We start from the raw sequence: 24,841 nt of genomic DNA on the forward strand, positions 1-24,841 counted from the left end.
GGGCGGACGGACCCGGCGAGGTTCGCAGCTCTAGCCTCAGGACGCCCGTTGGATCTTCTGGTCCGTCAGGGTGCCGCAGATCGGCAGAGCGCCCTGAACGGGCGTGAAGGCGCTGCCCTCGTATTTGGACACGAACAGGCACTCGCCCGTCGTGATCTTCTTCTGGTTGATGTCGTACGTCTTGCCCGGACCGAACAGACCCAGCCCGTCCCAGTCGTGAATGCCCCGCAGCGCCGTCAGCAGCGACGCCGACGTCGGGTCCGCGCCAGCGGCCTTCAGTGCCCGGACCAGCAGGCCCATGGTGATGTACCCGTCGTACTGCGCGAACGTCGGCTCGCCCGTGACCCCCGCGAACTTCAGGTCACTCTCGAACTGCTTCGTCGCGGCCGTCTGCATCTCGACCGGCTCGTAGGCCAGCGAGAAGTAGGAACCCTGCACGGTCTGCGTCGCGCCCGGGCCCGCCTGCGTCAGGTCACCGCCATACCCGGTGGGCAGGAGCGAGGCCTTGAGCTTCACGCCCTGGTCCTGCAGCGCCTTGAGGAGCACGAAGGCCGTGTTCGGGTCGACGGTCGCGAAGAACCCGTCGACGCCGGCGTTCTTCATCGCCAGCACCACCGGGCCGATGTCCGTGGTACCGAACGGCAGCTGGACGTTCTGGTAGCCGACCTTGACCCCGGCTAGCTTCGCCGACGCGGCCGCCTCGTTCGCGGCGGCCTGCGACTGCGGCGACACCGAGTAGGCCAGCGTCGCCAGGTTGGTCACGCCCAGCTTCTTCATCGCCTGGCCCAGAGTCGTCGTGACCTCGTCGTTCAGCGTGGGTCCCGTGATGGAGAACATGTTCGGAGAGGAGAACCACTCCCGGCCGTCCTGGGCGAAGCCGATCACCGGAACGTTGTGCGCGGTGAGGTAGGGCGCGGCCGCGAAGAACAACGCCGAGTGCGCGAGAACCGCGAGGACATGATCCTGGGTGACCAGCTTCTGCGCCGCCGACAGCACGGTCGCCGGGTTCGTCGCCGTGTCCGCGACGACATACTTGATCGTGTATCCCTGCCGGGAGGCGTAGTACGTGCCCGCCTTGAACCCGTCGAGACTCGACTTGTTCCCGGACGCGGCCGCACCGGTCACGTCAGCTAACACGCCGACCGTGACCGTCGCCCTGGACGCGGACCCCCCGGCGGCACTCGTGCCGCCGCCGGACGAGCCGCCGCAGGCCGCCACCCCGAGCAGCATGGCGACCATGCCAACGGCCGCCAGGCCAAGCCGTTTCCGCCGCACGTGCACGGATAGATCCATCTTTCCCCTTATCCTGTTCACGGCGATGCCGCCGAAACGCGATGGCTGGCCGTGGACTCAGCGCGAGGACTCGCGACCCGCGAACTCGCGGCTGGATCGGAGGCACCGTCAGCCATCGCCAATCGTTGAATCCCGGGCCAGAATTCGGCAAAAGGGCACGCCGAAAACCCGGTCCCGAGACCCGGGCGGACGGCGGGGCGGCCCTGCCACCCAACCCCCAGGGACACCGGTTTACTCGATGCCGCCGCCCCGCCCGAATGTCGTACGGTGTACTGCCTCATGTTCCTGCTGAACGGATGTATAGCAAGGACGACCGCGCGTGTCAACGCGATCGGAGCGCCCACCGCGGACGATCGCCTCGAATGCTGGAGCAGCTATGTCAGACACAGGAACCGACGTCAAGGTCATCGACATCCGTGTGGCGGTTCCCGGGACACCCGTCGGTGAAGCGGCGTGGGAGATCGCAGCGACCGTGCACGTGCTCGCGGGCGAGGCGCGCAGCGCGGCTTCGCCGGTCCTCGTCCTTCTTCCCGGAGGCGGATACGGCCGTCGCTACTTCGACCTGCCCGATCGCGGGTACAGCCAGGCCGACCACCACGCCCGCCGCGGGACCATCGTCGTGGCGCTCGACCACCTCGGGGCCGGAGACAGCACCAGCCCCGGCCCGGACCTCACCACGCTTCCGCTCGTGGCCGCCGCGAATCACGCCGCGCTCACGGCCGTGCTGGAACGGCTGCGGGACGGCACCCTCGCGGCCGGCGCGGTGCCCTGCGTCGAGATCTCGGCCGTCGTCGGCGCCGGTCAGTCGATGGGCGGCCACATCGCCGCCGCCATGCAGGCCCAGCACCGGACGTTCGACGCCATCGCGCTGATGGGGAGCAGCGTGATCGAAACGACGATTCCGCGCCGGCAGCCGGCGGCTTCGAGTGTCGTCCCGGACCAAGCGAGGACCGGCATTCTCGCCGACCTCGACTGGCCCTGGGCGTTCCACTGGGTGGAGGAGCTCTCCCCGCTCGCGGCGGCCGACATCGAGGCAGGCATCCCGGTCAAGACGGCGGCGCTGCCGTGGTCGAGCATGACCGTGCCCAGTCTCGCGGTGACTCTCCTCGAACCAGGAGCGATCGCCGCCGAGGTCGCCGCGGTCGACGTGCCCGTTCTGCTGGTCGCCGGTGAACGGGATGTCGTGCGCCCACTTCTCACCGAGGCCGCCGCCTTCACCTCGGCGCGCGACCTCGCCGTATTCCGGCTCCGACGGATGGCGCACATGCACAACTTCGCACCCACCCGTCACCTGCTCTGGGAGCGTCTCGACGCTTTCATCGCCCAGGCGGCAGGCCTCGCCTCCACGTCCAAAGCGCTTTCCACACCCACGGCCGCTGAGCTGCCGTAGGAATCAAAGGTGTTCCACATCAAGTGGCAGCCATCGGGTGCGCCGTGACCGGCGCACCCGACGACTGCCACCGCGGGCCGAGATCAGACGGCGCTCACCACGCTGTCAGGCTCCGCTGGCGGGCTGGGTGTAGGTGTGTCCATCGATGACGGTCGTCATCGTTCCGGTCGGCAGGAACTTGTTCTGCAGGAGCAGGTCCGGACCGAGGGTGAAGCCGCCCGGGCTGGTCACCTTGCTTCCGGTGTGCCTGCCGGAGAGCCTGACGTCCGCGTTCCAGGTCACGACCTCGTTGAGGGGCGTGGTACCGACGATGCTTACCTTCTCGGTCCCGTTTATCACGTAGCCCGGCTTGTCGACGATGTCGTGGAAGGTGACGTCGATGCTCGCGATCGCCGTGTCGGCCGCGTTGTGGGTGATCACCACGCTGGCGCTTCCCGATACCTTCCCGTCCACCGTGTAGGTGCCGGCTGGCAGCGGGGTCGGCAGCGGGAGCTCCTGTCCCTGAGTCGCCGGCAGTCCCCAGGTCCGGTCGGACGTGACCGCGGGCGCCACGGCCTTGCTCGCGCGGAGCGTGGGGAACCGAGCGATCATCGTCCTGCTGTTGCGGCCGCCCGGCTCGGTCGAGTCGGGGCACTTGTGCAGGGTCGGGTTGGCGCCGCAGGCCAGGTTCTCGGTGTAGACCACCGCGGTGCTGTCAGCCAGCCAGGCGGGGTCCGCGGCCGCGTTCCAGGCCGGGTCGGCGCCCTTGTTGATCTGCTGGTTGACCTTGCCGTCCGTTCCCACCAGCCAGGGCAGGAAGAACCGGCGGTTGCCGTTGTTGCGGATGCCCGACACGTAGCCGATCGTCGAGAGCTGGTCGGTGATCGGCGGAATGCCCTCCATGCCCGAGATGAAGTCCAGCCTGCCGGAGCCGATCACCTCCTCGGCGAGGAGCCACCTGCCGTTCGGCGACATGGACATCGGGTCCGTGTACTCGGCGTGGTCGGTGAGCGGCCGGGACTTCCCGGTCGAGAGTGAGGTCTCCCAGGCGTCGACGCTGTCCGACTCATAGGCCTGGATCCCGAGCGTCGCCGTGCCGTCGTTGTTCCAGCCCCGGAGCTCGCCCACCATGCCGGCGCTGTTGAAGGTGAGCTTGTTCCCAGGGCCCACGACGTACGGCGCGTATTTGGTGTCCGCCGGGTTGTAGAGCGCCGAGACGTTGATGAGGTTGTAGCGCCGGCTCGCCTTGTCGTAGCTGAGGCGCCCGGCGAACGGGACCTCGCTGAAGGTGGCCAGGTCCAGGGTGTCCCAGGCGAGGTGAACACCGTCGGGGCTGAGCCGCCATTCCCGGCCCGTCAGGCCGCGCAACGGCTTGGTGCCCCAGTAGATGGGGGCAATGCGAGTGTTCGCGGGCGTGCACCGCGGATCCGTCACGGCGTAGTCGGCGCCGTTCGGGCCGCACTCGAGTATCCCGTTGCCGACGAGGACTCGCCTTCCGTCAGGCAGCTCGTGCGCGGGCGGGTAGATGAACTGGGTCGGGTCGATATCCGCGCCGAAGGCGACCCCGCAGGTGACGCACTTCCAGGCGTTGCCGTCGGCGAATTTGGTGCCGTCTGTCCTCACGACGACGACCTGCCCGCCGGTGTAGATGCTGGCCGGGTTGGGCGCGGCGGGAGCGCCGGCATAGGTGACGCCCAGCAGCACATAGTGGGAGTCCCAGTAGAACCCGGGAGAGCCTATGCCGCCCCAGTCCGCTGAGACGCAGCCGGTGGGAGTGGTACAGGTGCCGTCCGCTGGGACGGTCGGCGGGACCGGCAGCTCCGAGATCCTGACAGGAAGGCTGCTGGCCGCCGAGGACGTGGGCGCCGAGGCACTCGACGACGAGGATGTGCAGGCCTGGACGGCTAATGTGGCGGTTAACGTGACCGCCATCAGCCCTAAGAGGCCGCGCCATCGTCTCCCCCGGAACTGACCCGGCAACCGATTGTCTGGCATTGCTACTCCCTTTTTTCGTGCCGCGTGGGTCCCGCGACGAACAGCCGTCGGATGTGTTCGCGTCTCGCCGCGTCAGTCGCCGTGGCGGATCGGGAGGATCACCGCTGACGGGTGGGCTGGGTCGTGGAAGACGGTCTGGCTGGCGGCTCGGAGTGTTGTCGCGCTGCCGCGGGGCTCGCCGGTGCCGGGGTTGCGGTTGTACCGAGGGAAGGCGCCGCTGGAGATCTGGACGCGGATCCGGTGGCCTTTCTTGAACCGGTAGGCGGTGGCGAACAGTCGCACCCGCGCGCGGGTGTCCTGGTCGGCGTCGGTCAGGCTGGTGAGGCCGTCGGTGACGTTGAAGGATCGTCCGTCGATCCTGACCTCGCAGACCCGGACGAAGACGTCGGCGAACGGCAGGCTGGACCGGAACCAGATCTCGGCGTCGACGTCGCCGATGATCTCGACGTCGTGGTCCAGCGGCGGTGTGGTGTATGTGAGAACGTCGGGCCGCGCCTCGAGCCGGGTGTTGTCGACGGAGCCGGTGTTGGTTTGGAAACGGGATCCGCCGACGGCGGGAGTCGGGTCGGCCGGGTCGTAGCGGTAGCCGTCAGGGGCCGAGTCCGCCGGGTCGTCCGTGGACAGACCGCCGCCAGGTTGTAGCTGGAGCCGCTGGGGCGAATAGCCCTCGGGTGGCCACGAGGAGAAGTCACGCCACTCGTCGACGCCCTGGACGAACAGCCGAACGGGCGCGCGCTCGACGGGTTGGTCCCCACGGGCGTGGGAGATGCCGAAATCGAGCAGCTCCTGCATGCCGAGCTTGATCGGTTCGGCCGTCATGCTGTGCGCCCAGGGCCCGACGGTGAGCCGAGCCGGGCGGCCGGCCGCCTGCAGGGCGCTGAAGTCGCGGAGCTGGCCGGGCAGGAAGAAGTCGTGCCAGCCGGCGATGGAGCTGACCGGGATCGTCACGTCGGCGACCCGGCCGCTGTGGTCGGCGCGCGCCCAGTACGGGGAGGTGGCGTCGTGGGTCAGCATGTTCTGGAGGTAGTCGATGCGATGGCCGACGCCGCGCTGGTCGGCCGTGTCCAGCGGCAGACTCGCGATCAGGCGGTTCATCTTGCGCCGTCCGGCCAGGCCGGGGTGGCGCAGCAGCGCCAGCGGACGTTCCTGCCCGTCGACCACGAAGCCCCAGATGAACGGGATCTCCAGCGCGAAGCCGTCGGGGCGCAGGAATTCCAGCATCGTCGCCGACTCGCTCTGAATCGGGATCATGGCCTTGACCTGCGGAGGCGCCTGGGCGGCGACGGCCCACTGGGTGTAGCCGAGATAGCTGGGCCCGTAGAGCAGGATCGAGTCGCCGAACCAGGGTTGTTTGACGATCCAGTCCAACGTGTCCAGACCGTCGTCACGTTCGCCACGAAGCGGGTCGAAGGTGCCGCCGGAGCCGAAGGTCCCCCGGGCGTTGGTGATGAACACCTGGAATCCGCGCTCGGCGATGGGCCGGGCGAGCGGATAGGTCGCCGAGGTGTGGCTGCCGTACGTGGTGCGCATCAGGACGGTCGGCAGGCCGTCCGCGCCGGACTTCGGGAACCAGTGGTCGGCGACCAGCTCGACGCCGTCGCGCATCGGCACTCGCAGGTTGCGGTCCACGGTGACATCGCGGGTGAGCGGCGGTGGTAACTGCTGGGTCTTCTGCAGCAGGCGGCTCATCAGGTTGAGCTTCATCGGGCGTCCGCCCACTGCCGTTCGCAGAACACGCGTACCTGCGCCTGGCGCTGATGGTCCTCCGGGGCCAGGCCGAGGAACATGAAGTGCGGCGCGCCTTCCCAGACGTGCAGTTCCGCCTCCACTCCCGCGGTCAGCAGTGTGCGGTGCAGTCGCACGGTGTCCGAGAGCAGGAAGTCGCGGGTGCCGGTGGTCAGGATGGTCGGCGGGAAGCCCTTGCCGAAGTCGCCGAACAGCGGGGAGACATACGGGTCACGCCGGTCGTGCCCGTTGGTGTAGAGCTGGAAGACGGTTTCCAGCTCGCCCTCGTCGTAGGAGATGTCCACGCCCTGACTGGCCTGGTAGGAGTCACCGACCTTGGTGAGGTCGATGGGAGGCGTGTTCACCACCGCGGCGGCCGGCAGCGGCAGGCCCTCGTCGCGGGCCCGCAGAATCGTCGCGACGGTGAGGTTCGCCCCGCCGGACATCCCGCCGATGATGATGTCCTCGGGCCGGTGCGCTTCGAGCAACGCGCGGTAGGCGGTCAGGCAGTCGTCGAGCGGGGTCGGGAACGGATGGAACGGCGGCATCCGGTAGTCCACGGCCCAGGTTTTCGCGCCGAGGCCGCCGGCCGTCATCGCGGCTCCCAGCCGGGCCAGCTCGCCACCGCCGTAGATCCACGCTCCGTGAATGACCAGGTAGACCCGGCGATCGTCAGCGGCAAGGCTGTCCGGAATCGCCTGCCAGACGCCGACGCCGTCGAGCTCGATGCGGGCGGTCGCGCAGGGCACGCCGGTGTCGGCGGCGCCGTAGCAGGACGCGACCATCGGCCCTTCCGCGCCCGGCGGCGCCGCCGCGTTCCGCTCGTCGATGAACGCCTGGACCGCCTCGCGGTCGTCCAGCGGCGGCCATGGCTTGAAAGGCAGCGGATTGCCCATCGAGATGATGGCCTGCGCGGGCTCGCTCAGCGTGGTGGGGACCGGGACCAGTCGTTCGGGAATCCGCGTCGGGGGGTGGGCACTCGTCACAGCTGGCATTCCTCTCGGCAGCAGGTGCGGGGTTAGCGAATGGACGAGCCGATACCGAGCCCGCCGTCGACGTCGAGAACGACGCCGGTGATGTAGCCGGCCGCCGGCGAGGTTAGGAACGCGGCCGCCTCGGCGATGTCCGTGGGCTGGCCGGTGGCGCGCTGCGGCACCTTGGCGACGAGCTTCGCCCGGGCCGGCGCGTTCATCGAGGCGAGCATCGGGGTCTCGATCAGCCCGGGGGCGATGGCGTTGACGGTGATGCCGTCCCGGGCGGTTTCCAGCGCGATGGCGCGGGTCAGGCCGACGATCCCGGCCTTCGCGGCGACGTAGTTCGCCTGCCCGAAGTTGCCGCGCCAGCTCATCGAGCTGAACGACACGATGCGCCCATAGCGGCGGGCGCGCATGTGCGGGATCGCCGCCCGCGCGCAGAGAAAGCTGCCGGTCAGGGAGACGTCCACGACGGCGTGCCAGTCGGCGTCACTGATCGCGGTGACCCGGTTGTCCCGGATGATGCCGGCGTTGTTGATGAGCACGTCGATCCGGCCGAGCCGGGCGGCCACCTCGTCGATCCATTCGGTGATCGCGGTCGAGTCCGTCACGTCGATGCCGATGGCCTCGGCGGGCTGACCGAACTGGGTTCGCAGCGCGTCGGCCTGGGCGGCCGCGGTGTCCTTGTCGATGTCGCCGATGACCACGGTCGCACCCTCGGCGGCGAACCGGTGTGCCATCGCCGCGCCGAGGCCCTGGCCACCACCCGTGACGAGGACGACCTGGTCGGTGAAGCGGTTCACGCTGGCTGCTCCGTTCGCGGGGTGGCGGGGCGGTTGACGAAGTCCCGCAGCGCGGCGGCGACGTCGTACGCGGCCCAGTGCGCGTCGAAGACGTCCAGTTCCAAGGCCAGCGCGGCGGGAGTCTCCATCGCCGGCGTCTGGGCGAGCAGTCGCTTGTAGCTGCTCTGGGCCGGCCCGTGTGTCTGGGCCAGGGTCTCGGCGATCCGCAGCGCGGCCGGCCCGACCTCGTCCGGCGCGACGACCTCGTGGGGCCAGCCGGTGGCGGCCAGCCGCTCGGCGGGCATCAGCTCGCCGGTCAGCGCGAGCCGCCGCGCGGTCGCCTGGCCCAGCAGCCGCGGCATCCGCACCGCGGCGCCCCCGGCGGGCATCAGGTTGTTCAGGACGTGCCCGTCCCCGATCAGCGTGCCGGCCGCGGCGACGACGACGTCGCAGGCCAGCGCCAGCTCGATGCCGCCCGCGACGGCGTGGCCGTGCAGCCCCGCCACGACCGGCAACGGGCTGATCTCCAGCCGGGTGGCCAAGGCGGACACGGTCCGCAGAAACGCCAGCGGCGTCTCACCGCGCTCGCCGAGCGCCAGGAAGTACCGCAGGTCGGCGCCGGCGCAGAAACTCCGGCCCGCGCCGAGCAGCACGACCGCGTGCGTCTCCGGGTCCCCTTCGGCCTTGTCCAGTGCCTGGTCGAGGGCGTCGACCAGCGCCGCGTCCAGTGCGTTGCGCCGGTGCGGCCGGTTCATCGTCAGCACCCGCACTGGGCCCGACCGTTCGACGCGCAGGATCTCCGTATCGTTCATCGGGAGCCGGGCCCGCCGAGGACGCGCGCGCGGCGCTGCCGGCGCAGCTCGGCCCGCTGGATCTTGCCGCTCGGTGTCTTCGGCAGGCCGGGCACGAAATGGACCCGGCGCGGGTACGCGTGCGCGGCGTAGCGGTCCTTCACCCACCGCTGCAGCTCGTCTTCGGTGACAGCACTGCTGGAGGCGGTCACCACGTAGGCCTCGACGACCTCGCCTCGGGTCTCGTCCGGCGCGGCGATCACGGCGCACTCGGCGACCGCGGGATGTTGCGCGAGCACCGACTCCACGTCGAACGGGCCGATGCGATAGCCGGCCATGATGATCACATCGTCGTCGCGCGAGGAGAAGCGAACGATCCCGGCGGCGTCGATGCTCGCGGTGTCACCCGTGACGTAGTACCCGCCGCCGCCGACGAACCGGCCGTGGTCGTCGCCGTCGGCGTACGCCGCGAAGGTCATGAACGGGCTGTCCGCGACGACGAGGGCGAGCCGGCCGACGGTTCCCGGCTCGGCGGGCTCGTCGCGGTCCGGGGCCAGCACCGTCGCCGACCAGCCGGGCAGCGCGACCCCCATCGCGCCGTCCACGATCGGCACCGCCACGGCTTCGTGGTGGGGGAAGCCGATCGGCATGCCGACCTCGGTCTGCCCGTAGTGGTCATGCACCCGCGTGCCCAGAGCCTCGGGCGCCCAGGCGTTCACATCGGGCGTCAGCGGCTCCCCCGCGCTGGACAGATGCGGCACGTTGAGCGTTCCCGGCTGGATCTCACCGGAATTACGCAGGCCGCGATAGGCGGTCGGGGCACCGGCGAAGTTGGTCACCTTCAGCTGCGAGAGCACCCGTCGGGTGGCCTCCGCGGAGAATCCGCCGCGCAGCAGAATCGTCGGTATTCCAGCCGCCAGCGGCGCGAGGATCGCCGTGTACAGGCCATAGGCCCAGCCGGGGTCGGCCGCGGACCAGAAAACGCTGTTCGGGCCGACTCCGAGCCCGAACTCCAGGTAGCTGTGCCAGCCGCCGAGATAGGCGGCCGGATGCACGACGCCCTTCGGGGACCCGGTGGTGCCCGAGGTGAACATGTGCACCAATGCACCGCCGCCCCCGACCGCGACCGAGCCCGGAACCCAAGGCTCAGCACGCGCCACCTCGGCCGCCAGTTCGTCGGCCGGCAGCACCGCCCAGGCGCCCTCGCCGATCTTGTGGCGCTGGTCAGGATCGACGATCACCAGGCGGGTCTGCGAGCGATGCAGCCGGTCGGTCACCGCGGCCTCGGCGAAGGCGGTGAACAGCGGGACGTACACCGCGCCCACCCGCCAGATCCCCACCAGCACGGTGAACAGGTCGACGCTCTTGCCCATCAGCGTCGCCACGCGGTCACCGCGCCCGATGCCACGCTCGCTCAGCACGGCGGCGAACCGCCGCGACGACTCGGCCAGTTCCGCGTAGGTGAGGGTCGTCTCGGCCAGATCGTCCCCGATGACCCGCGCCGCGACCGCGTGACCTGGATGGCGATCGCACAGTAACTGGGCGACGTCCAGCGATGGCGCCGAGTACCTCCGCACCAGCTCGTCGGTGCGTGTTGCCGGGTCGATCATCACGACTCCTCGCATGGGTACTTTAGTGGAGCGAAACGTACCGTCTAACGTACCGAGCGGGCAAGTCCAGGCGCCCGGTCGCCCCGTCCTGGGCCAGACTTGCGGACATGACGCGACCAGTCGGCTCGACGCCCTCCGCCCCGCTGCGGACGCCGCGGCGGCGCCGCGTCGACACGGCTCGGCGCGGGGAGCTCCTGGCGCAGATCACCGACATCTTTCTGACGGAGGGCTTCACGTCGGTGTCCGTCGACGACCTCGCCCGCCGGATGCACTGTTCGAAGTCGACCCTGTATGGGGTCGGCGGCACGAAGGAACAGCTGGTGATCGCGGCGACCAAGCACTTCTTCGGCACCGAGGCCGAGCGCATCGAGCACGCCGTCGCCGAGCAGGCCGACCCGCGGGTGAAGATCACCACCTACCTGCAGGGCGTGGCTCACGCCATGCGCCGCAACTCGCCGGCCTTCTACGCCGACATGGTCACCTACGGCCCGACCGCGGAGATCTACCGGCGCAACACCGCCAAGGCGGCCGAGCGCATTCAGGAAATGATCGACGACGGCGTCCGCGCCGGTGTCTTCCGTGCCACCAACGGTGTCTTCGCCGCGCAGGTCGTCGGCCTCGCGATCGAGGCCGTCCAGTCCGGTGCGTTGCTCGAACGCACCGGACTGTCCGCCGCCGAATCCTTCGCCGAGCTCGCCGATCTCCTCTTCAACGGACTTCGCCACGCGGGCTGAGGAGGTCGCCAGGCCCACGGCAAAAGGGGAGCCCTCGACCTGAGGGCTCCCCTTTCGGGCGACCGTCAGGACGCTCGTTGGATCTTCTGGTCCGTCAGGGTGCCGCAGATCGGCAGAGCGCCCTGCACCGGCTTGAACGCGCTGCCCTCATACTTGGTCACGAACAGGCACTCGCCCGTCGTGATCTTCTTCTGGTTGATGTCGTACGTCTTGCCCGGACCGAACAGACCCAGCCCGTCCCAGTCATGGATGCCCCGCAGCGCGGTCAACAGCGACGCCGACGTCGGGCTGGAACCGGCGGCCTTCAACGCCCGGACCAGCAGGCCCATGGTGACGTATCCGTCGTACTGCGCGAACGTCGGCTCGCCCGTGACGCCCGCGGACTTCAGGTCGCTCTCGAACTGCTTCGTCGCGGCCGTCTGCATCTCCACCGGCTCGAAACCAAGCGAGAAATACGCGCCCTGGGCGATCTGCGACGCACCCGGACCCGCCTGGGCCAGGTCGCCTCCGTAGCCCGTCGCCAGCAGGGCACCCTTCAGCGTGACGCCCTGGTCCTTCAGGGACTTCAACATCACGAATGACGTGTTCGCGTCCACCGCACCGAAGAACCCGTCGATACCAGCGTTCTTCATCGCCAGCACGGGCGGCCCCACGTCGGTCGTACCGAACGGCAGCTGCACGTTCTGGTAGCCGACCTTGATCCCAGCGAGCCTGCCCGAAGCGGCGGCCTCGTTCGCGGCCGCCTGCGATCCCGGCGCGACGGAGTAGGCGAGCGCGGCCAGATTGGTAACCCCGACCTTCTTGAATATCTGGCCGATGGTGGTCGTGACCTCGTCGTCCAAGCTGGGTCCGGTGATCGAGAACATGTTCGGCGAGGTGAACCACTCCCGGCCGTCCTCGGCGAACCCGATCACCGGAACGTTGTGCTGGGTGAGGTACGGCGCGGCCGCGAAGAACAACGCGGAGTGGGCCAGAACGGCGGTGACATGGTCCTGGGTGACCAGCTTCTGCGCCATGGACAGCACGGTCGCCGGGTTCGTCGCCGTGTCCGCCACGATGTATTTGATCGTGTAACCCTCGCGCGACGCGTAGAACGTGCCCGCCTTGAACCCGTCGAGACTCGACTTGTTCCCGGAGGCGGCCGCACCTGTGACGTCGGCCAACACGCCGACCGTGACGGTCGTCTTCGGCGCCGACCCGCCAGACGCACTCGCGCCGGCGCCGCCCTGCGGGGCGGACGACCCGCCACAGGCGACCGCCCCGACCAGCGTGGCGACAACCGAGGTCGCCAACAGTCCGAGCCGCTTCCGTTTCCCTGGCCTAAATAAGCCCATGTCTTCTCCGATTCTCTGCGCGGCGTTCTCACCGAATGTGTGATGGTTGGACGAACGGATACACGAAGAGCCGCGGCGCGCGGGCAGGGTGGGCGTCCTTATCGGCCACCGCCCGGCGTCAGCCCGCGGCAGGGTTTCGGGGAAGAGTGAGCGGCACCGCCTGCCTCGGCAGCGGGCGGCACAGGGCGCGGGGCCCGCGTCACCCGTCCCCGAACGACAACGGCGCGCCCACGCACGTCGACCGCACCAAAAGTCCTGTAGTGCCGGTCACAATTTCGCTGAACGCATGTATAGCGAGGCCGGCCACCCATGTCAACCGGCTCGCCCGACCATTTTCGCGGCACGCCCGCGGCCCGCTACGGGTCACGCCGGGCACCCGCCGGGCGCGGCGCACCCGGACGTACGAGGCTCTGCCAACCGGAATCTTGCCCAGCTCACCCGCAGCCTGTACGGTCGTTCAGCACAGGCTCGAAACCGAAGGTATCACCGACGCCGCACTGGTCCTCGCCTCCGACAGGGCCTCGCTAGCTGACCCGCGTCACCGCCCCCATCGATGTCCGCGCCTTCCGAGGAGGCCACCGTCCACCCACGAGCGACGGCCGCCGCTCGATCACCAGGTCCGCGTCACCTGGAAGAAGGAACGCACCGATGGAGCTGACCAACTCGTCCCGCGTCGCAGCCAGCTCGGCCCGCCCACAGGTCGCGAGCAGCAGGACGCGACTCCTCGACGCGGCTCGCGGTCTCATTGTCGAAAATGGCCTCACCGGTTTCACCGTGCGGGACGTCCTCGGCTGTTCGAGGCTGTCTTTTCGTGCCTTCTATCAGCATTTTTCCAGCAGAGATGACCTGCTCCTGGCCGTGATGAACGATTCCGTTCAGGCCTGCGCAAGGCAGATCAGAGCCAGCATTCTGGACAGCTCCGACCCACTGGACCGGCTCAGGTCGGCAGTTCGCGTTCTGTTCGAGCAGTCGGCGCCGGACGGGCGTGGACGGCCCGGGCTCCTCAGCCATTTCGCCCCGCTGACGGTTTCATCCCATCCAGGCGGCGGCCAGGGCGCGCTCCGACCGCTTGTTCAGGTCTTCGCCGAAATGATGGCCGACGCGGAGCGGGCCGGGCAGGTACGCCCCCGGGTGCGGCCTGGCGAGGCGGCCATCGCCGTCCTGCACACCGCCCTGTTCCTCGCCGCCGTCGCCAGCGCGGGGTACGACCATCCGCTGACCGCCGCTGAAGTCTGGGACTTCTGTGCCGGCGGGCTCCTTCGCGGGTGATCGCGCCGTGCTAAACATATGGTCAGCATCACCAGCCACCGTTCGACCGACAGCCGAGACGACGCGGAACCGAAGCCGCACCAACCCGCCAGCGAGCGGTAGGGGCGACTGCTGACCGAGGCCGCGGCGCGCCGGGGAGGATGCCATGAGCGAGAACGATTCTCGGCCCGCTTTACGGGTGCCCGCGCGCGAGATCCCGGTTCCCACCTCGATCAGCCCGCAGGCGCAGGCGGTGCTGGCGCGGGGCGTGATCGGCGGGACGCCACAGCCACCGCCCGACGACCTCGACGCCTGGCGGGCGGTGATCGCCCAGACCAGTGAGCTGGTGCGTGGCCTGCTGACCCAGGGACCACTCCCGAACGCGGACGTCGAGGACACCGAGATCGCCGGCGTCCGCACCTTCACCATCACCCCGCACAGCGCCGGAGCCGCGGACAGGCGGATCTACCTCGACATCCACGGCGGCGCGCTCGTCGGCGGCGGGGACGAGCTGTGCAGGGTCACCGGCATCGCGGCGGCCAACCGCTTCGGTATCCGGGTCTGGGCGCCGGACTACCGGATGCCCCCGGACCATCCCTACCCCACGCCACTCGACGACTGCCTCGCCGTCTACCGGCAGGCAATCGCGTCCTACGGCCCGGAGAACGTCGTGGTCGGCGGCGGCTCGGCCGGAGGCAACCTCGCCGCCGCGCTCATCCTGCGGGCCCGCGACGAAGGTCTGCCACTGCCCGCCGCCGCGGTGCTCATCAGCCCAGAAGCCGACCTCACCGAGTCCGGCGACACCTTTCACACGATGCTCGGAATCGACACCGTCGGCGGCGGCCAAAGCCTCATGAACGCCAACCTGCTCTACGCAGGCGGCCACGACCTCGCCCACCCCTACCTGTCGCCCCTGTTCGGCGACTTCACCAAGGGCTTTCCCCCAACCCTGCTCACCAGCGGCACGCGAGACTTCTTCCTGTCCAACACCGTCCGCATGCACCGTGCACTGCGCGCGGCCGGCGTCGACGCCCAGCTACACGTCCTGGAGGCGTGCCCGCACGGCGGCTTCATGGTCGACACACCCGAACAGAGCGAGCTCGACGCGGACATCCGCCAGTTCATCGACCAGCGGCTGAGCGGCTGACCGGAGCGCCGGCTCGCCCCCGCCGCCAGCGGCGACACACCGGCGGGCCGGAACACCAGCCGGGCCGGCCGGATTGAACGCCATGTGACTGTGTCTTCGAGTGCCGCGCCGACGAGTGCCGCCACCACCGCGCCCACCCTGAGCAACACGCACCTGCTGGACGGGGCGGACGTGACCCCGCTGTTCACGCCGTTCTCGCTGTCCGGTGTCGAACTGGCCAACCGGTTCGTGATGGCGCCGATGACCCGCCAGCACTCCCCGGACGGGGTGCCGGGCGACGACGTCGCCGGCTACTACGCCCGGCGGGCGGCCCACGTCGGCCTCGTCGTCACCGAGGGCACCTACGTCGACCACGTCTCCGCCGGCTCCAGCGACCGGGTCCCGCGGTTCTACGGGGAGGACTCGCTGGCCGGCTGGCGCGGGGTCGTCGACGCGGTGCACGCCGTCGGCGGGCGGATCGTCCCCCAACTGTGGCATCTCGGCGCCGGCCGCGCGGCGGGGGCCCCGCCCCACCCGGAGGCGCCCGTGTTCTCGCCGTCGGGGCTGCGTCCAGACGGCACGGTGATCGGCGAGCCGGCGACCACCGCCCAGATCGACGAGGTGGTCGCCTCCTTCGCGCGCGCCGCGGGCGACGCCCTGCGGGCCGGGTTCGACGGCGTCGAGCTGCACGGAGCGCACGGCTACCTGCTCGACCAGTTCTTCTGGTCGCGGACCAACCAGCGCGCCGACGGCTACGGCGGAAGCCTCGCCAACCGGGCCCGGATCGGGGCCGAGGTCGTCGCCGCGGTCCGCGCCGAGGTCGGACCCGACTTCCCGGTGATCTACCGGTTCTCCCAGTGGAAGGGCGCCGACTTCCACGCGCGGGTCGCGGAGACTCCCGAGGAGCTCGCGGAGCTGCTCACCCCACTCGCGGCGGCCGGGGCCACCGCGCTGCACGTCTCGACCCGTCGTTACTGGCTGCCGGCATTCGACGGCTCGCCGCGCACGCTGGCCGGCTGGGCGAAGAACCTCACCGGCCTGCCCACCATCGCGATCGGCTCGGTCGGCGTGCCGCTCGCCTTCCACGGCGACGACGAGAGCCTCGCGCCGACGCTGAGTCTCGCCCCGCTGCTGGAGCTGTTCCACCGAGGCGAGTTCGACCTGGTCGCGCTCGCCCGCGTCCTGCTCTCCGACCCCGCCTGGACCACCAAGCTCCGCGAGCGCCGCCTCGCCGAGATCCAGGCCTACGACGCCGCCGACACCGCGCGCCTGACCTGACGACCGGCCGCGCCAAATTGGGTGGCGGCGCGGTTCGGTCTCTGCTCGGGTGGTCAGATGCGCCAGCGCTACGACGATTTCGCTGACTGGTACGACTCCTACGCGACCCGGGGTGTGGGGCTGCCGTTCGCCCGAGCCGCGGACCGCCTCCTGGCGAGGCTCCTCGGCCCTGGCGACGGCCGCCTGTGCCTTGACCTGGGCTGCGGCGGCGGCGCGCACGCCCCCGCGCTGACCGGACTGGACTGGCGGCTTCTCGGCGTCGACGTCTCCGCGCCTCAGCTCGGCGTCGCCCGCCGCAGGGGACTCACCGTGGCCGTCGCCAGCGCCGAGCGGCTCCCGCTCGGCGACCAGTCCGTCGACGCCGCCACCATGATCATGACGAGTACCGACTTCGACGAACTGGCCCCGGTGTTCGCCGAGGCCCACCGCGTGCTGCGGCCCGGCGGGCGCCTGGTGGTCGTCGGCGCGCATCCCTGCTTCGGCGGCGTCTTCGTCGAACGCGACGGCCAGGGCACCTGCACCGTCCACCCCGGCTACCGGCGCCACCAGCGCGTCGAGCACCATCCCCTGCTCGGCGACGGAATCCGCTCCCGCGTCGGGGTCGTCAACGTCCCGCTGCCCACGCTGCTGAACGCGCTGACCGGCGCCGGTCTCGTACTGGGCGAGACCGCGGAGGACGACGGCGACGCGCCGATCCCGGAACTGCTCGGACTCGCGGTCACCCGACCAGACCACTAACGAACCCGACAGCCCCGCTGGATCCTGACCAAGGCCGGGAGGATCGTTCTCAACCGTCGCGGTCAGGAGACGGTTCTGCCCGCGAGGGTCGCTCCGCAGATGGGAGCCGCGCCGTCCACGACGTGGAAGGTACTGCCGCGGAACTGGGTGACCCAGATGCAGTTGTCGACGCCGTTGATGGTGTCCTCGCGGTTGTTGACGTCGAGCTTGTGGGTGCCGTATAGGCCGAGAGCGGTGAAGTCATGGATGTTGGAAAGCGACGCGATGAGCGAGGCTGACGTCGGCTTCGCGCCTGCCTTCTTGAGCCCTTCGACGAGCAGGCCGACCGAGACATAGCCGTTGTACATCGCGAAGGTGGTGGCTGCGGCGGCGGTTCCCGTGCTGGCGAGGTCGGTCTGGAAGGTCCTGGTCGCGGCGGTCTGCATCTCGATCGGCTCGGCGTTGACGAGGAAGTAGACGTTCTGGGCGGCGGCGATCGCGCCGGGGCCGGCCTCGAGCAGGTCTCCGCCGTAACCGGTCGGCAGGAGAGCGACCTTGAGGTTGACGCCCTGCTGGCGCAGACCGGTGATGAGCGCGAAAGCGGTGTCCGGGACTATGGTTCCGGTGAACCCGTCGACGCCGGCATTCTTCATCGCCAGGACCATGGGTCCGACATCGGTGGTGCCGAGCGGCAGCGTGGCGTTCAGGTAGCCGACGTGCACTCCGGCGGCCTCCGCCGACAGCGCTGTGGCCTTGGCGACGTCGGTGGAGGCGGGCAGGCCGGCGTAGCCGATGATGCCGAGATTCGTGACGCCCATCTTCTTGAAGAACTCACCTGAGGTCGTGGCGACCTTCGTCGTGTGCAGGGCTCCGACGACGGAGAACATGTTCTTCGCAGTGATCCACTCGGGGCCGTCCTCACCAATCCCGACCACCGGGACGTTGTGCGCCGTGAGATAGCTGGACGCCAGGAACGTGAGGCTGGACTCCGCGAGCACCGCGGTCACGTGGTCCTGGGTGACGAACTTCTGGGCGACGGACAGCACGGTGTTCGGGTTGGTGGCGGTGTCCCCGACGATGTACCTGATGGTGTAACCCTGACGGCTGGCGTAGCGGACGCCTGCCTTGATTCCGGCGACGCTGGTCTTGTTCACGGAGGCGGCCGGCCCAGTGATGTCCGCTAAGACGCCGACCGTGACGGTTTGGTTGGATGTGCCGCCTGTGGCGCTCGTGCTCGGCTTGGACGATCCGCCGCAGGCCGCGGTCACGGCAAGGACGGCGGCGAGCGCCGCCGCCGCGCCGACTCTTCTGCGCATCATTCATCCTCGTTCCATTAGAGATCTGGTCGTGGATCGCAGGCAATGGAGGAGCGAAATCAACCCTAGGAGCGCGACCGCCAAGGTCCGCCCGTCGCCTTGATCGCCGTCTTGACCCTCTGGTGGCTATGAAACAAGCCCGGTTACGACCACTGGAGGGCCGAAACGGCGATCACTGGGACGCCGGAACGGGCGAACCTTGCCGGGGCAGCACTAGGAGCGCGCGCGAGGAGCCGGAGGTGATTCTCTAGGGCTCGGGCGTCGCTTCCGCGGCGTAGCTGCGGGCCATTCCCTCGAAGTGGTCCATGAGGCGCTGCAGGGCGTCGGCCGGGTTGAGTTCGAGGGCCTCGGTCTCCTCCTCGTAGATGAGAACGTGGCCGGCGGGGAAGAAGTAGGCCTCGCCGGTCTGGGCGATCTCGTCGGGAATGTCAGTGCCTGGGAAGTGGGCGCGGAGGCGGCCCTTGAAGATGTAGCCGTAGTGCGGGCAGGGGCAGACTCCGCCGGGCAGCCCTTGGTAGCCCGCCGTGTGGTCGGCGGCAATCGTGGTGGTGTAGCCGACCTCGAGATCTCCCCAGTGGACCGAGCGGAATCCGACCCCGCATAACGGCCAGCGGCCGCCTCCACCGACGGGCAGGTCCGTGAGCTTGCTTACCGGCATGACTTCGCTCTCCCTTGTTGTTCCAACTGTGGCCGGCCGCGATCGCGACGTCGGCCCGGCCGATGATCGCCGTTCTGGCCCTCCCGTGGTCGTGAAGCGGGTCATATCGCGACCACGGGAGGACCGAAACGGCGATCATGTCGGTTTTCGGGGCTAGCTGGCGGCGCCAGTTGCCGCGGTGGCGATTTGGCGGCGGAGCTCGGCCTTGATGATCTTTGCCGTGGAGGTGCGCGGGAAGTCGTCGACCGCGTCGAGGCGCTCGGGCAGCTTCTGGCGGCCGAGACCGGCGTTGGTGAGCCACACGCGCACGGCGTCGAGGCTGGGCGCGGGAGTCCCGGGCGCCATCCGCAGCACGGCGCCGACCTTCTCGCCGAGCCGGGCGTCCGGGATCGAGATGACCGCGACCTCCAGGAGGCCGGGGACAACCTGCATCAGGAGTTCCTCGACCTCGGCCGCGCTGACGTTCTCGCCGCCGCGGATGATGATGTCCTTCTTGCGGTCGGTGATCGTCAGGCAGCCCTGGGCGTCGAGCACGCCGACGTCCTCGGTGCGGTACCAGCCGTCGGCGTCGAAGGCACGCGCCGTGAGCTCCGGGTCGGTGTAGCCGATGCAGCAGTCCGGCCCGCGCGACCAGATCTCCCCGGGCACGCCCACCGGGACCGGCTGGCCGTCGTCGTCGAGCAGCCTGATCTCGACGCCGGTCATCGGCCGGCCGTCGGTGCGCAGTCTCGAATGAGCGTCGTGCTCGTGCTTCGAGCCGGTGATCGACGGGTGTTCGGTCGCGCCGTAGCTGCGCAGCACCGAGATGCCGGCCGCGGTCGCCCGCTCCGCGACGGCCGCCGGCACGGCAGACCCGCCGAGGCCGACGCTGCGGATGAGGCGCAGGTGGTCGGCGGTGAAGTCGGGGTGGTCGAGCAGGCTCGTGAGGAAGAACGTCGAGCCGGACCCGGCCGACAGGCCCCAGGTCAGCATCGTGGACAGCACCCGCGCGGGGTCCCAGACGTCGATCAGGTGCACGGGCATGTCGTGCACGGCCGGCAGCAGGAGCCCGCCGAGCATCCCCATGAAGTGGCCCACCGGAGCGCCGATCAGCGACGGCCGGCCACTGCCCGCGTCCATGTCGTGGAGCTGGATGAGCTCGGCGGTGAGGGTGTTGTGGGAGTGCACGACGCCCTTCGGGTCGGCGGTCGTGCCCGAGGTGAAGGCGACGACGGCCGGACCGTCGGGGTCGGTGTCGACCGGGCCGGCCAGCGCGGGGCCGGCCGTCAGCGCGTCGAACGGGACGGCGCCCGCGGGCAGCGGGCCGTCGGCCGCGCCGACGACGGCGACGACCTTGAGGGACGCGGCGCCGTCGACGGACTTCGGCAGGTCCGCGAGGAAGTCGCGCCTGCCGAACCGGGCGGCGGTGACGAACGCGACCGCCTCCGTGCGGCGCAGGATGTAGGAGACCTCCTTGACGCCGTAGAAGTGCACGACCGGCACGACGACGGCGCCCAGGAACGAGGCCGCGTAGAAGACGACGGCGGCCTCGGACCAGTTGGGCAGCTGGAAGGCGACCGCGTCGCCCGGGCGTACACCGCGGGCGTCCAGCTCGCCGGCCACCGCGAGTGCCCGCTCCCGCAGCTCGCCGTAGGTCCCCTTCCAGGGCCGTTCGAGCGAGTGGACGTGGAACTCCTGCTCGGCGTGCTCGCGCAGCGCCTTGTCGATCTTCACGCCGAGCGTCGTGTCGTCCCAGAGGCCGGCCGCCCGCCACTCGGCGGTGAGCTCGCTCGGCACGGGCCGGGCCGGCCATCGGTGTGCTGACATGGGGTCTCCTTGGGACCGGCGGCGCCGCGGATGACGGCCTGGCGAAAACGCGGTGGGGACGCGCGGGAGCGGCGGCGGCGCGCGCACGCCAAAGGCGTCGCCGCCGTGCGGAAGCGCCCCGTGGGGCGGGGCCGAGGACTCGGGCGCGGCGCGTCGGCGTCGGCCGAGGGATCGAGTGGCTAGTGGGTAGGGGTGTGTCGCTCGTCGGCGGCGGTGTCGCCGGCGACCCCGGGTGTGCCGGTCGTGCCGTGGAGCATGGCGTTCAGCCGCGGGATGTCCGAGCGGCTGATGCCGCCGAGGCAGAACTCCCAGAGGTATTCGCCGAGGTCCTCGGGGGACCAGCCCCCGGGCGCGAACGCGTAGTGGTGGAAGACGGACATCGCGACCCGGGCCACCATTCCGGCGTCGCGCGCGGTGTCGGTCGGTGGGAGCAGCCCGGCGTCCTGGGCTGCCCGCAGCTCACGTTCGATCAGGTCGACGAAGGGCTGGTCGGCGGTGACGATCTCGTCGGGGAAGCGCTCACGCAGCCGCCAGTGCTCGGAGGTCACGAAGCGGGCGCCGGACAGGTCGCCGGACAGCCCGGACACGATCGCGCCGAGGTAGTAACGCAGCCGGGACAACGGGTCGGGCAGCTCGCTGGCGGCCTGCGCGTAGCGTTCGGAGTTCTCCGCGACCATGTCCTCGATGACGGCGAGCAGCAGCTGGTCCTTCCCCGCGAAGTGCCGGTAGAAGGTCTGCATGGCCACGCCGGCCTCTTTGATGAGCTCCTGGGTCGTGAAGGAGGAGCCCTTGGCGGCGATCAGCCGGCGGGCGGCGTCGACCATGTCGCGCGTCTGCTGGATGCTGCGCGAGCGGCTGCGGTGCACGACCGGGGAACGGTCGGCGGCGCGATCTGCCCAGGCCATAGCGGGAACGTTACCCGTGCTCAGACCGGCGACAGCACCACCACCGGGATGGGCCGCTCCGTTCGGGACTGGTAGGTGTCGTAGTTCGGCCAGGCCTTGGTCACGATCTCCCACAGGCGTGGCTTGTCCGCCTCGGAGGCCGTCGTGGCACGGACCGCCAGCCGCTCGGCCCGGACCTGGATCTCGGCCTCGGGCGTCGCGAGCAGGTTGTGGTACCAGTTGGGGTGCTGGGGCGCGCCGCCCTGCGAGGCCACGACCAGGTAGTCGTCGCCGTCCTGGGCGAAGATGAGCGCCGAGGTGCGGGCCTCGCCGCTCCTGCGCCCGGTGGTCGTCAGCAGCAGGATCCGGACGCCGTTCCACTCATAGCCAACCTCGCCGTCGGTCTCCCGGTAGCGCCGCACGTGCTCCGGGCCGACAAGGACGAGATCAGGGGGCTGGTAGCCCGGTGTGCTCATGGCTGGTGCCTCTCTGGTAATCCGTCGCTGTGTCAGCCGAACAGCCGTGTCAGCCGAACAGCACGGGAATCTCGGTCGCGCCCCGCTCGTACATCCCGATCACCCGCGGCGCGGACGCGTCCGGATCGAGCCGCAGGTTCGGCAGCCGGTCGAGTACGGCCCCGATGCCTACCGTCATCTCCGCCCGCGCGACGTGCATTCCCAGGCAGATGTGCATTCCGCCGCCGAAACCGAGCGAACGCTGCATCGGCCGGTGGATGTCGAACTCGTCGGGGCGCTCCCAGCGGGCCGGGTCCCGGTTCGCCGCGGCGACGCACAGGTGCAGGACCGATCCCTTCGGCAGGTGGGTGCCGTAGAAGTCGGTGTCCCTGGCGACGAACCGGGAGAACATCGGGTCGGTCGGCGTCCACCGGATCGCCTCCTCGATCGCCGGTCGCAGGAGCCGGCGGTCGGCGCGCACGGCCGCGAGAAGCTCCGGGCGCTCCAGCAGCGCGGTCAGCACGATGCCCATCTGCTTCCAGGTGGTCCCGGAGCCCGCGAGCAGCAGCAGAATGGCGAACGAGTAGATCTCGACATCCGAGAGCCGGTGCGTGACGCCGTTCTCGTCCGGCAGCTCCGCCTGGACCAGCACGCTGATCAGGTCGTCCTGCGGCGACTCGCGCCGGGCCGCGACGATGGGGGCGAGCATTCCGACGATCTTCGCCGGCTGCGACAGCCACTCCCGGATGATCAGTGCCTGCTCGACCGGAATGCCGAAGCTGCTGGTGATCGTCAGGATGGGTATCGCCGCGCAGAAGTCGACGTTCAGCTCGGCCCGGCCGTCGGCCGCGAAGCCGTCGATCAACAGGTGAACCGTCTCCTCGATCCAGTTGTTGATCCACCACCCGCTTTTCGCGGGCAGGAAGGACGGCTGGACGAGTGCGCGGTAGCGCCGATGCTGCGCCCCGTTCATCGAGATGAGGCTGTTCTCGACGCCCGCGGACTGGCCTGTGGGGTCGACCGCCACGGGCGAGGACGCGAAGGTCTCCTCGTCACGGAACGCGGCGTCGCACGCGGCGAAACCGAACACGGAGAAATGCTGCCGGTCCGGGAACGGCAGTCCCTGGAAGAACGCCTCCCCGGGATAGCCGGTCAGCTTGTGGACGGTGCCCTCGTGCACCGGCGCCTGCGCCCGCAGCCGCTCCCAGACGGGGTACGGGTCAGCCTCGAAGTCGCCGCCCATTCCCGCGTTGTAGCTGCTGCGCAGGTCGAACAGCTCCTTGAGCCGGCCGCGGTCCAGGCTCTGCGTCGCGGTCATCCGCCCACCTCGCCGGCCGTCACGAGGGTCAGCGCTCCGGTCGGGCACGCCTCAACCGCGCTTTCGACCACCTCGGCCGGATCGCCGAGCGGATCGAGCACGACGACCTTGGCCTCCTCGTCATGGGTGAAGGTGTCGGGGGCGTAGACGACGCACATCCCGCTGCCGACGCAGCGCGCCCGGTCGACCGCGATCGTCGCGGCACCGCCGGCCATTCAGGTCCTCGCCAGCACAGGCGGGGCGGCCGGGGTGAAGCGGTACAGCTTCTCGGCGTTGCCGCGCAGCAGCTTGTACTGGGTCTCGGCCGGCAGGTGGCTGATGATGCTCTTGACGGTCTGGATGCAGTTGGGCCAGGTCGAGTCGGAATGCGGGTAGTCGGTCTCGCACATGATGTTGTCCTCGCCGATCTCGGCGAGGCTGGCGATGCCGTGGTGGTCCTCGATGAAGCAGCCGTAGATGTGGTCGCGGAACGTGGCGCGCACGTCGAGCGTGTCCAGGTCGACGCCCTTTGACCCGCCGTGGTCCATGAACGTCGCGCCGCGCTGGACCCAGTAGCGCTGCTTGTCCAGGACCTGCTCCGCGCGCTCCAGGTAGTACGGCATCCAGCCGATCTCACCCTCGGACAGGGCGATCTTCAGCTTCGGGTAGCGCTGGAACATGCCGGAGAACAGCCAGGAGAGCATCGCGCCGGAGGTGCGCATCGCGCCCCAGGTCAGGTTCGCCAGGAACGGGGCGTTCGACGCGATCTTCGGGACCTGCGACGACGACCCGACGTGCATCGAGGCGACCATTTCCAGGTCGTTGGCCGCCGCCATGACCGGGTCCCAGTAACCGGACGGGTCGTGAATGGTCGGCAGGCCCAGCGGCTCGGGGTTCTCCGAGAACGCGAACGTGGTGGCACCCTTGGCCGCGCAGCGCTCCAACTCGGCGACGGCGAGCTTCGGGTCCCACAGCGGGATCAGGACCAGCGGGATGTAGCGGCCGGGGGCGACCCCGCACCATTCCTCGATCATCCAGTCGTTGTAGGCCTTCAGGCAGACCAGGCCGAAGTCGCGGTCGGAGGCCTCCATGAACAGCTGACCGCAGAACCGGGTGATGGTCGGGAAGCACAGCGACGCGAGAATCCCGGCCTGGTTCATGTCCTCCAGCCGGGCCAGCGAGTCGTAGCAGCCGGGCCGCATCTCGCTGTAGGGCAGCGGCTCGGGCGAGAACTCCTCCTTGGACTTGCCCGCGACGGCGGACAGTCCTGAGCTGGGGAACCGCTTGCCGTCATAGACCCAGTAGTCCATGCCCTTGTCGTCGAACTCCATGTGCGGCGCCCGGTCGCGGTCCTTGGACGCGACCCGGTCGGTCCACAGGTTCGGCGGCTCCAGGACGTGGTCGTCGACCGAGATCAGCCAGTCGAGGTTCAGGTCCGCGGTCATGCTT

At 69.9% G+C, this 24,841-nt stretch carries 22 protein-coding genes; 6 read left to right on the plus strand and 16 right to left on the minus strand.

Translation table 11 applies throughout. The annotated features are described in order from the left end of the window. Window positions 1–36: 36 nt before the first annotated feature. Complete coding sequence (locus I6A60_RS05215) at window positions 37–1,293, minus strand: ABC transporter substrate-binding protein (RefSeq protein WP_203042383.1); 1,257 nt, start codon at window positions 1,291–1,293, stop codon at window positions 37–39. 376 nt (window positions 1,294–1,669) lie between these two features. On the opposite strand from I6A60_RS05215, the gene I6A60_RS05220 reads away from it, so the two are divergent. Beyond that, on the plus strand, window positions 1,670–2,683 hold the full coding sequence (locus tag I6A60_RS05220) for an alpha/beta hydrolase (RefSeq protein ID WP_203015790.1): 1,014 nt from the start codon (window positions 1,670–1,672) through the stop codon (window positions 2,681–2,683). A gap of 105 nt (window positions 2,684–2,788) precedes the next feature. Here the strand turns inward: I6A60_RS05220 and I6A60_RS05225 are convergent, their stop codons facing one another. From I6A60_RS05225 to I6A60_RS05250, 6 genes are all read right to left on the minus strand, one after another. Beyond that, complete coding sequence (locus I6A60_RS05225; RefSeq protein WP_203015791.1) at window positions 2,789–4,594, minus strand: hypothetical protein; 1,806 nt, start codon at window positions 4,592–4,594, stop codon at window positions 2,789–2,791. A 135-nt stretch (window positions 4,595–4,729) separates the two neighbouring features. Next, a complete protein-coding gene (locus I6A60_RS05230; protein ID WP_203015792.1) occupies window positions 4,730–6,361 on the minus strand; it encodes a CocE/NonD family hydrolase in 1,632 nt (543 codons plus the stop codon). Next, window positions 6,358–7,368, minus strand: coding sequence for an alpha/beta hydrolase (locus I6A60_RS05235; RefSeq protein ID WP_203015793.1), 1,011 nt, complete (start codon window positions 7,366–7,368; stop codon window positions 6,358–6,360). Before I6A60_RS05235 ends, I6A60_RS05230 begins: the two co-directional genes overlap by 4 nt. Window positions 7,369–7,400: 32 nt before the next feature. Then, complete coding sequence (locus I6A60_RS05240) at window positions 7,401–8,159, minus strand: SDR family NAD(P)-dependent oxidoreductase (RefSeq protein WP_203015794.1); 759 nt, start codon at window positions 8,157–8,159, stop codon at window positions 7,401–7,403. Beyond that, the gene (locus I6A60_RS05245) at window positions 8,156–8,950 is read right to left on the minus strand and encodes an enoyl-CoA hydratase/isomerase family protein (protein ID WP_203015795.1); all 795 of its coding nucleotides are present in this window, start codon (window positions 8,948–8,950) and stop codon (window positions 8,156–8,158) included. The genes I6A60_RS05240 and I6A60_RS05245 overlap by 4 nt, the downstream gene beginning before the upstream one ends. Beyond that, the gene (locus tag I6A60_RS05250) at window positions 8,947–10,539 is read right to left on the minus strand and encodes an AMP-binding protein (RefSeq protein WP_203015796.1); all 1,593 of its coding nucleotides are present in this window, start codon (window positions 10,537–10,539) and stop codon (window positions 8,947–8,949) included. The genes I6A60_RS05245 and I6A60_RS05250 overlap by 4 nt, the downstream gene beginning before the upstream one ends. 107 nt (window positions 10,540–10,646) lie before the next feature. On the opposite strand from I6A60_RS05250, the gene I6A60_RS05255 reads away from it, so the two are divergent. Continuing rightward, window positions 10,647–11,273 carry a TetR/AcrR family transcriptional regulator gene (locus tag I6A60_RS05255; protein WP_203015798.1) on the plus strand — a complete coding sequence of 209 codons (627 nt, stop codon included), beginning with the start codon at window positions 10,647–10,649 and terminating at the stop codon, window positions 11,271–11,273. Between the two features lie 65 nt (window positions 11,274–11,338). Here the strand turns inward: I6A60_RS05255 and I6A60_RS05260 are convergent, their stop codons facing one another. Then, the gene (locus I6A60_RS05260) at window positions 11,339–12,607 is read right to left on the minus strand and encodes an ABC transporter substrate-binding protein (RefSeq protein ID WP_203015800.1); all 1,269 of its coding nucleotides are present in this window, start codon (window positions 12,605–12,607) and stop codon (window positions 11,339–11,341) included. Between the two features lie 648 nt (window positions 12,608–13,255). Here I6A60_RS05260 and I6A60_RS05265 point away from each other — a divergent pair. The 4 genes from I6A60_RS05265 to I6A60_RS05280 all read left to right on the plus strand — a co-directional run bounded on the left by I6A60_RS05265 (window position 13,256) and on the right by I6A60_RS05280 (window position 16,997). Then, a complete protein-coding gene (locus tag I6A60_RS05265; RefSeq protein ID WP_203015802.1) occupies window positions 13,256–13,876 on the plus strand; it encodes a TetR/AcrR family transcriptional regulator in 621 nt (206 codons plus the stop codon). A 145-nt stretch (window positions 13,877–14,021) separates the two neighbouring features. Next, entirely contained in the window at window positions 14,022–15,002 is a 981-nt protein-coding gene (locus tag I6A60_RS05270; protein WP_203015803.1) for an alpha/beta hydrolase fold domain-containing protein, read from the plus strand. An 84-nt stretch (window positions 15,003–15,086) separates the two neighbouring features. Further along, window positions 15,087–16,259 (plus strand): NADH:flavin oxidoreductase, encoded by a 1,173-nt coding sequence (locus I6A60_RS05275; RefSeq protein ID WP_203015805.1) that lies wholly within the window; start codon window positions 15,087–15,089, stop codon window positions 16,257–16,259. A gap of 57 nt (window positions 16,260–16,316) precedes the next feature. Beyond that, the gene (locus I6A60_RS05280) at window positions 16,317–16,997 is read left to right on the plus strand and encodes a class I SAM-dependent methyltransferase (protein ID WP_203015807.1); all 681 of its coding nucleotides are present in this window, start codon (window positions 16,317–16,319) and stop codon (window positions 16,995–16,997) included. A 62-nt stretch (window positions 16,998–17,059) separates the two neighbouring features. Here I6A60_RS05280 and I6A60_RS05285 read toward each other — a convergent pair whose 3' ends face one another. The 8 genes from I6A60_RS05285 to I6A60_RS05320 all read right to left on the minus strand — a co-directional run bounded on the left by I6A60_RS05285 (window position 17,060) and on the right by I6A60_RS05320 (window position 24,837). Continuing rightward, window positions 17,060–18,295: an ABC transporter substrate-binding protein gene (locus tag I6A60_RS05285; protein WP_203015809.1), complete on the minus strand. Its 1,236-nt coding sequence runs from the start codon at window positions 18,293–18,295 to the stop codon at window positions 17,060–17,062. 244 nt (window positions 18,296–18,539) lie between these two features. Next, on the minus strand, window positions 18,540–18,950 hold the full coding sequence (locus I6A60_RS05290) for a hypothetical protein (protein ID WP_203015811.1): 411 nt from the start codon (window positions 18,948–18,950) through the stop codon (window positions 18,540–18,542). Between the two features lie 153 nt (window positions 18,951–19,103). After that, complete coding sequence (locus I6A60_RS05295; RefSeq protein WP_203015813.1) at window positions 19,104–20,756, minus strand: AMP-binding protein; 1,653 nt, start codon at window positions 20,754–20,756, stop codon at window positions 19,104–19,106. Between the two features lie 179 nt (window positions 20,757–20,935). Then, on the minus strand, window positions 20,936–21,661 hold the full coding sequence (locus I6A60_RS05300; protein ID WP_203015815.1) for a TetR/AcrR family transcriptional regulator: 726 nt from the start codon (window positions 21,659–21,661) through the stop codon (window positions 20,936–20,938). A gap of 20 nt (window positions 21,662–21,681) precedes the next feature. Continuing rightward, window positions 21,682–22,116 (minus strand): nitroreductase family deazaflavin-dependent oxidoreductase, encoded by a 435-nt coding sequence (locus I6A60_RS05305; protein ID WP_203015817.1) that lies wholly within the window; start codon window positions 22,114–22,116, stop codon window positions 21,682–21,684. Between the two features lie 49 nt (window positions 22,117–22,165). Continuing rightward, on the minus strand, window positions 22,166–23,413 hold the full coding sequence (locus tag I6A60_RS05310) for a cytochrome P450 (RefSeq protein ID WP_203015819.1): 1,248 nt from the start codon (window positions 23,411–23,413) through the stop codon (window positions 22,166–22,168). After that, window positions 23,410–23,628, minus strand: a complete 219-nt coding sequence (locus I6A60_RS05315) for a ferredoxin (protein ID WP_203015820.1) — start codon at window positions 23,626–23,628, stop codon at window positions 23,410–23,412. Before I6A60_RS05315 ends, I6A60_RS05310 begins: the two co-directional genes overlap by 4 nt. After that, window positions 23,629–24,837: an amidohydrolase family protein gene (locus I6A60_RS05320; protein ID WP_203015821.1), complete on the minus strand. Its 1,209-nt coding sequence runs from the start codon at window positions 24,835–24,837 to the stop codon at window positions 23,629–23,631. It abuts the gene before it with no gap. Window positions 24,838–24,841: the final 4 nt, after the last annotated feature.

It is taken from the genome of Frankia sp. AgB1.9 (assembly GCF_016786355.1).
Classification (GTDB): Bacteria; Actinomycetota; Actinomycetes; order Frankiales; family Frankiaceae; genus Pseudofrankia.

Coding starts and splice junctions, on each gene's coding strand:
- I6A60_RS05215 (WP_203042383.1), bottom strand. CDS start 1,293: ATGGATCTATCCGTGCACGTGCGGCGGAAACGGCTTGGCCTGGCGGCC.
- I6A60_RS05220 (WP_203015790.1), top strand. CDS start 1,670: ATGTCAGACACAGGAACCGACGTCAAGGTCATCGACATCCGTGTGGCG.
- I6A60_RS05225 (WP_203015791.1), bottom strand. CDS start 4,594: ATGGCGGTCACGTTAACCGCCACATTAGCCGTCCAGGCCTGCACATCC.
- I6A60_RS05230 (WP_203015792.1), bottom strand. CDS start 6,361: ATGAAGCTCAACCTGATGAGCCGCCTGCTGCAGAAGACCCAGCAGTTA.
- I6A60_RS05245 (WP_203015795.1), bottom strand. CDS start 8,950: ATGAACGATACGGAGATCCTGCGCGTCGAACGGTCGGGCCCAGTGCGG.
- I6A60_RS05250 (WP_203015796.1), bottom strand. CDS start 10,539: ATGATCGACCCGGCAACACGCACCGACGAGCTGGTGCGGAGGTACTCG.
- I6A60_RS05255 (WP_203015798.1), top strand. CDS start 10,647: ATGACGCGACCAGTCGGCTCGACGCCCTCCGCCCCGCTGCGGACGCCG.
- I6A60_RS05260 (WP_203015800.1), bottom strand. CDS start 12,607: ATGGGCTTATTTAGGCCAGGGAAACGGAAGCGGCTCGGACTGTTGGCG.
- I6A60_RS05265 (WP_203015802.1), top strand. CDS start 13,256: ATGGAGCTGACCAACTCGTCCCGCGTCGCAGCCAGCTCGGCCCGCCCA.
- I6A60_RS05270 (WP_203015803.1), top strand. CDS start 14,022: ATGAGCGAGAACGATTCTCGGCCCGCTTTACGGGTGCCCGCGCGCGAG.
- I6A60_RS05280 (WP_203015807.1), top strand. CDS start 16,317: ATGCGCCAGCGCTACGACGATTTCGCTGACTGGTACGACTCCTACGCG.
- I6A60_RS05285 (WP_203015809.1), bottom strand. CDS start 18,295: ATGATGCGCAGAAGAGTCGGCGCGGCGGCGGCGCTCGCCGCCGTCCTT.
- I6A60_RS05290 (WP_203015811.1), bottom strand. CDS start 18,950: ATGCCGGTAAGCAAGCTCACGGACCTGCCCGTCGGTGGAGGCGGCCGC.
- I6A60_RS05295 (WP_203015813.1), bottom strand. CDS start 20,756: ATGTCAGCACACCGATGGCCGGCCCGGCCCGTGCCGAGCGAGCTCACC.
- I6A60_RS05300 (WP_203015815.1), bottom strand. CDS start 21,661: ATGGCCTGGGCAGATCGCGCCGCCGACCGTTCCCCGGTCGTGCACCGC.
- I6A60_RS05305 (WP_203015817.1), bottom strand. CDS start 22,116: ATGAGCACACCGGGCTACCAGCCCCCTGATCTCGTCCTTGTCGGCCCG.
- I6A60_RS05310 (WP_203015819.1), bottom strand. CDS start 23,413: ATGACCGCGACGCAGAGCCTGGACCGCGGCCGGCTCAAGGAGCTGTTC.
- I6A60_RS05315 (WP_203015820.1), bottom strand. CDS start 23,628: ATGGCCGGCGGTGCCGCGACGATCGCGGTCGACCGGGCGCGCTGCGTC.
- I6A60_RS05320 (WP_203015821.1), bottom strand. CDS start 24,837: ATGACCGCGGACCTGAACCTCGACTGGCTGATCTCGGTCGACGACCAC.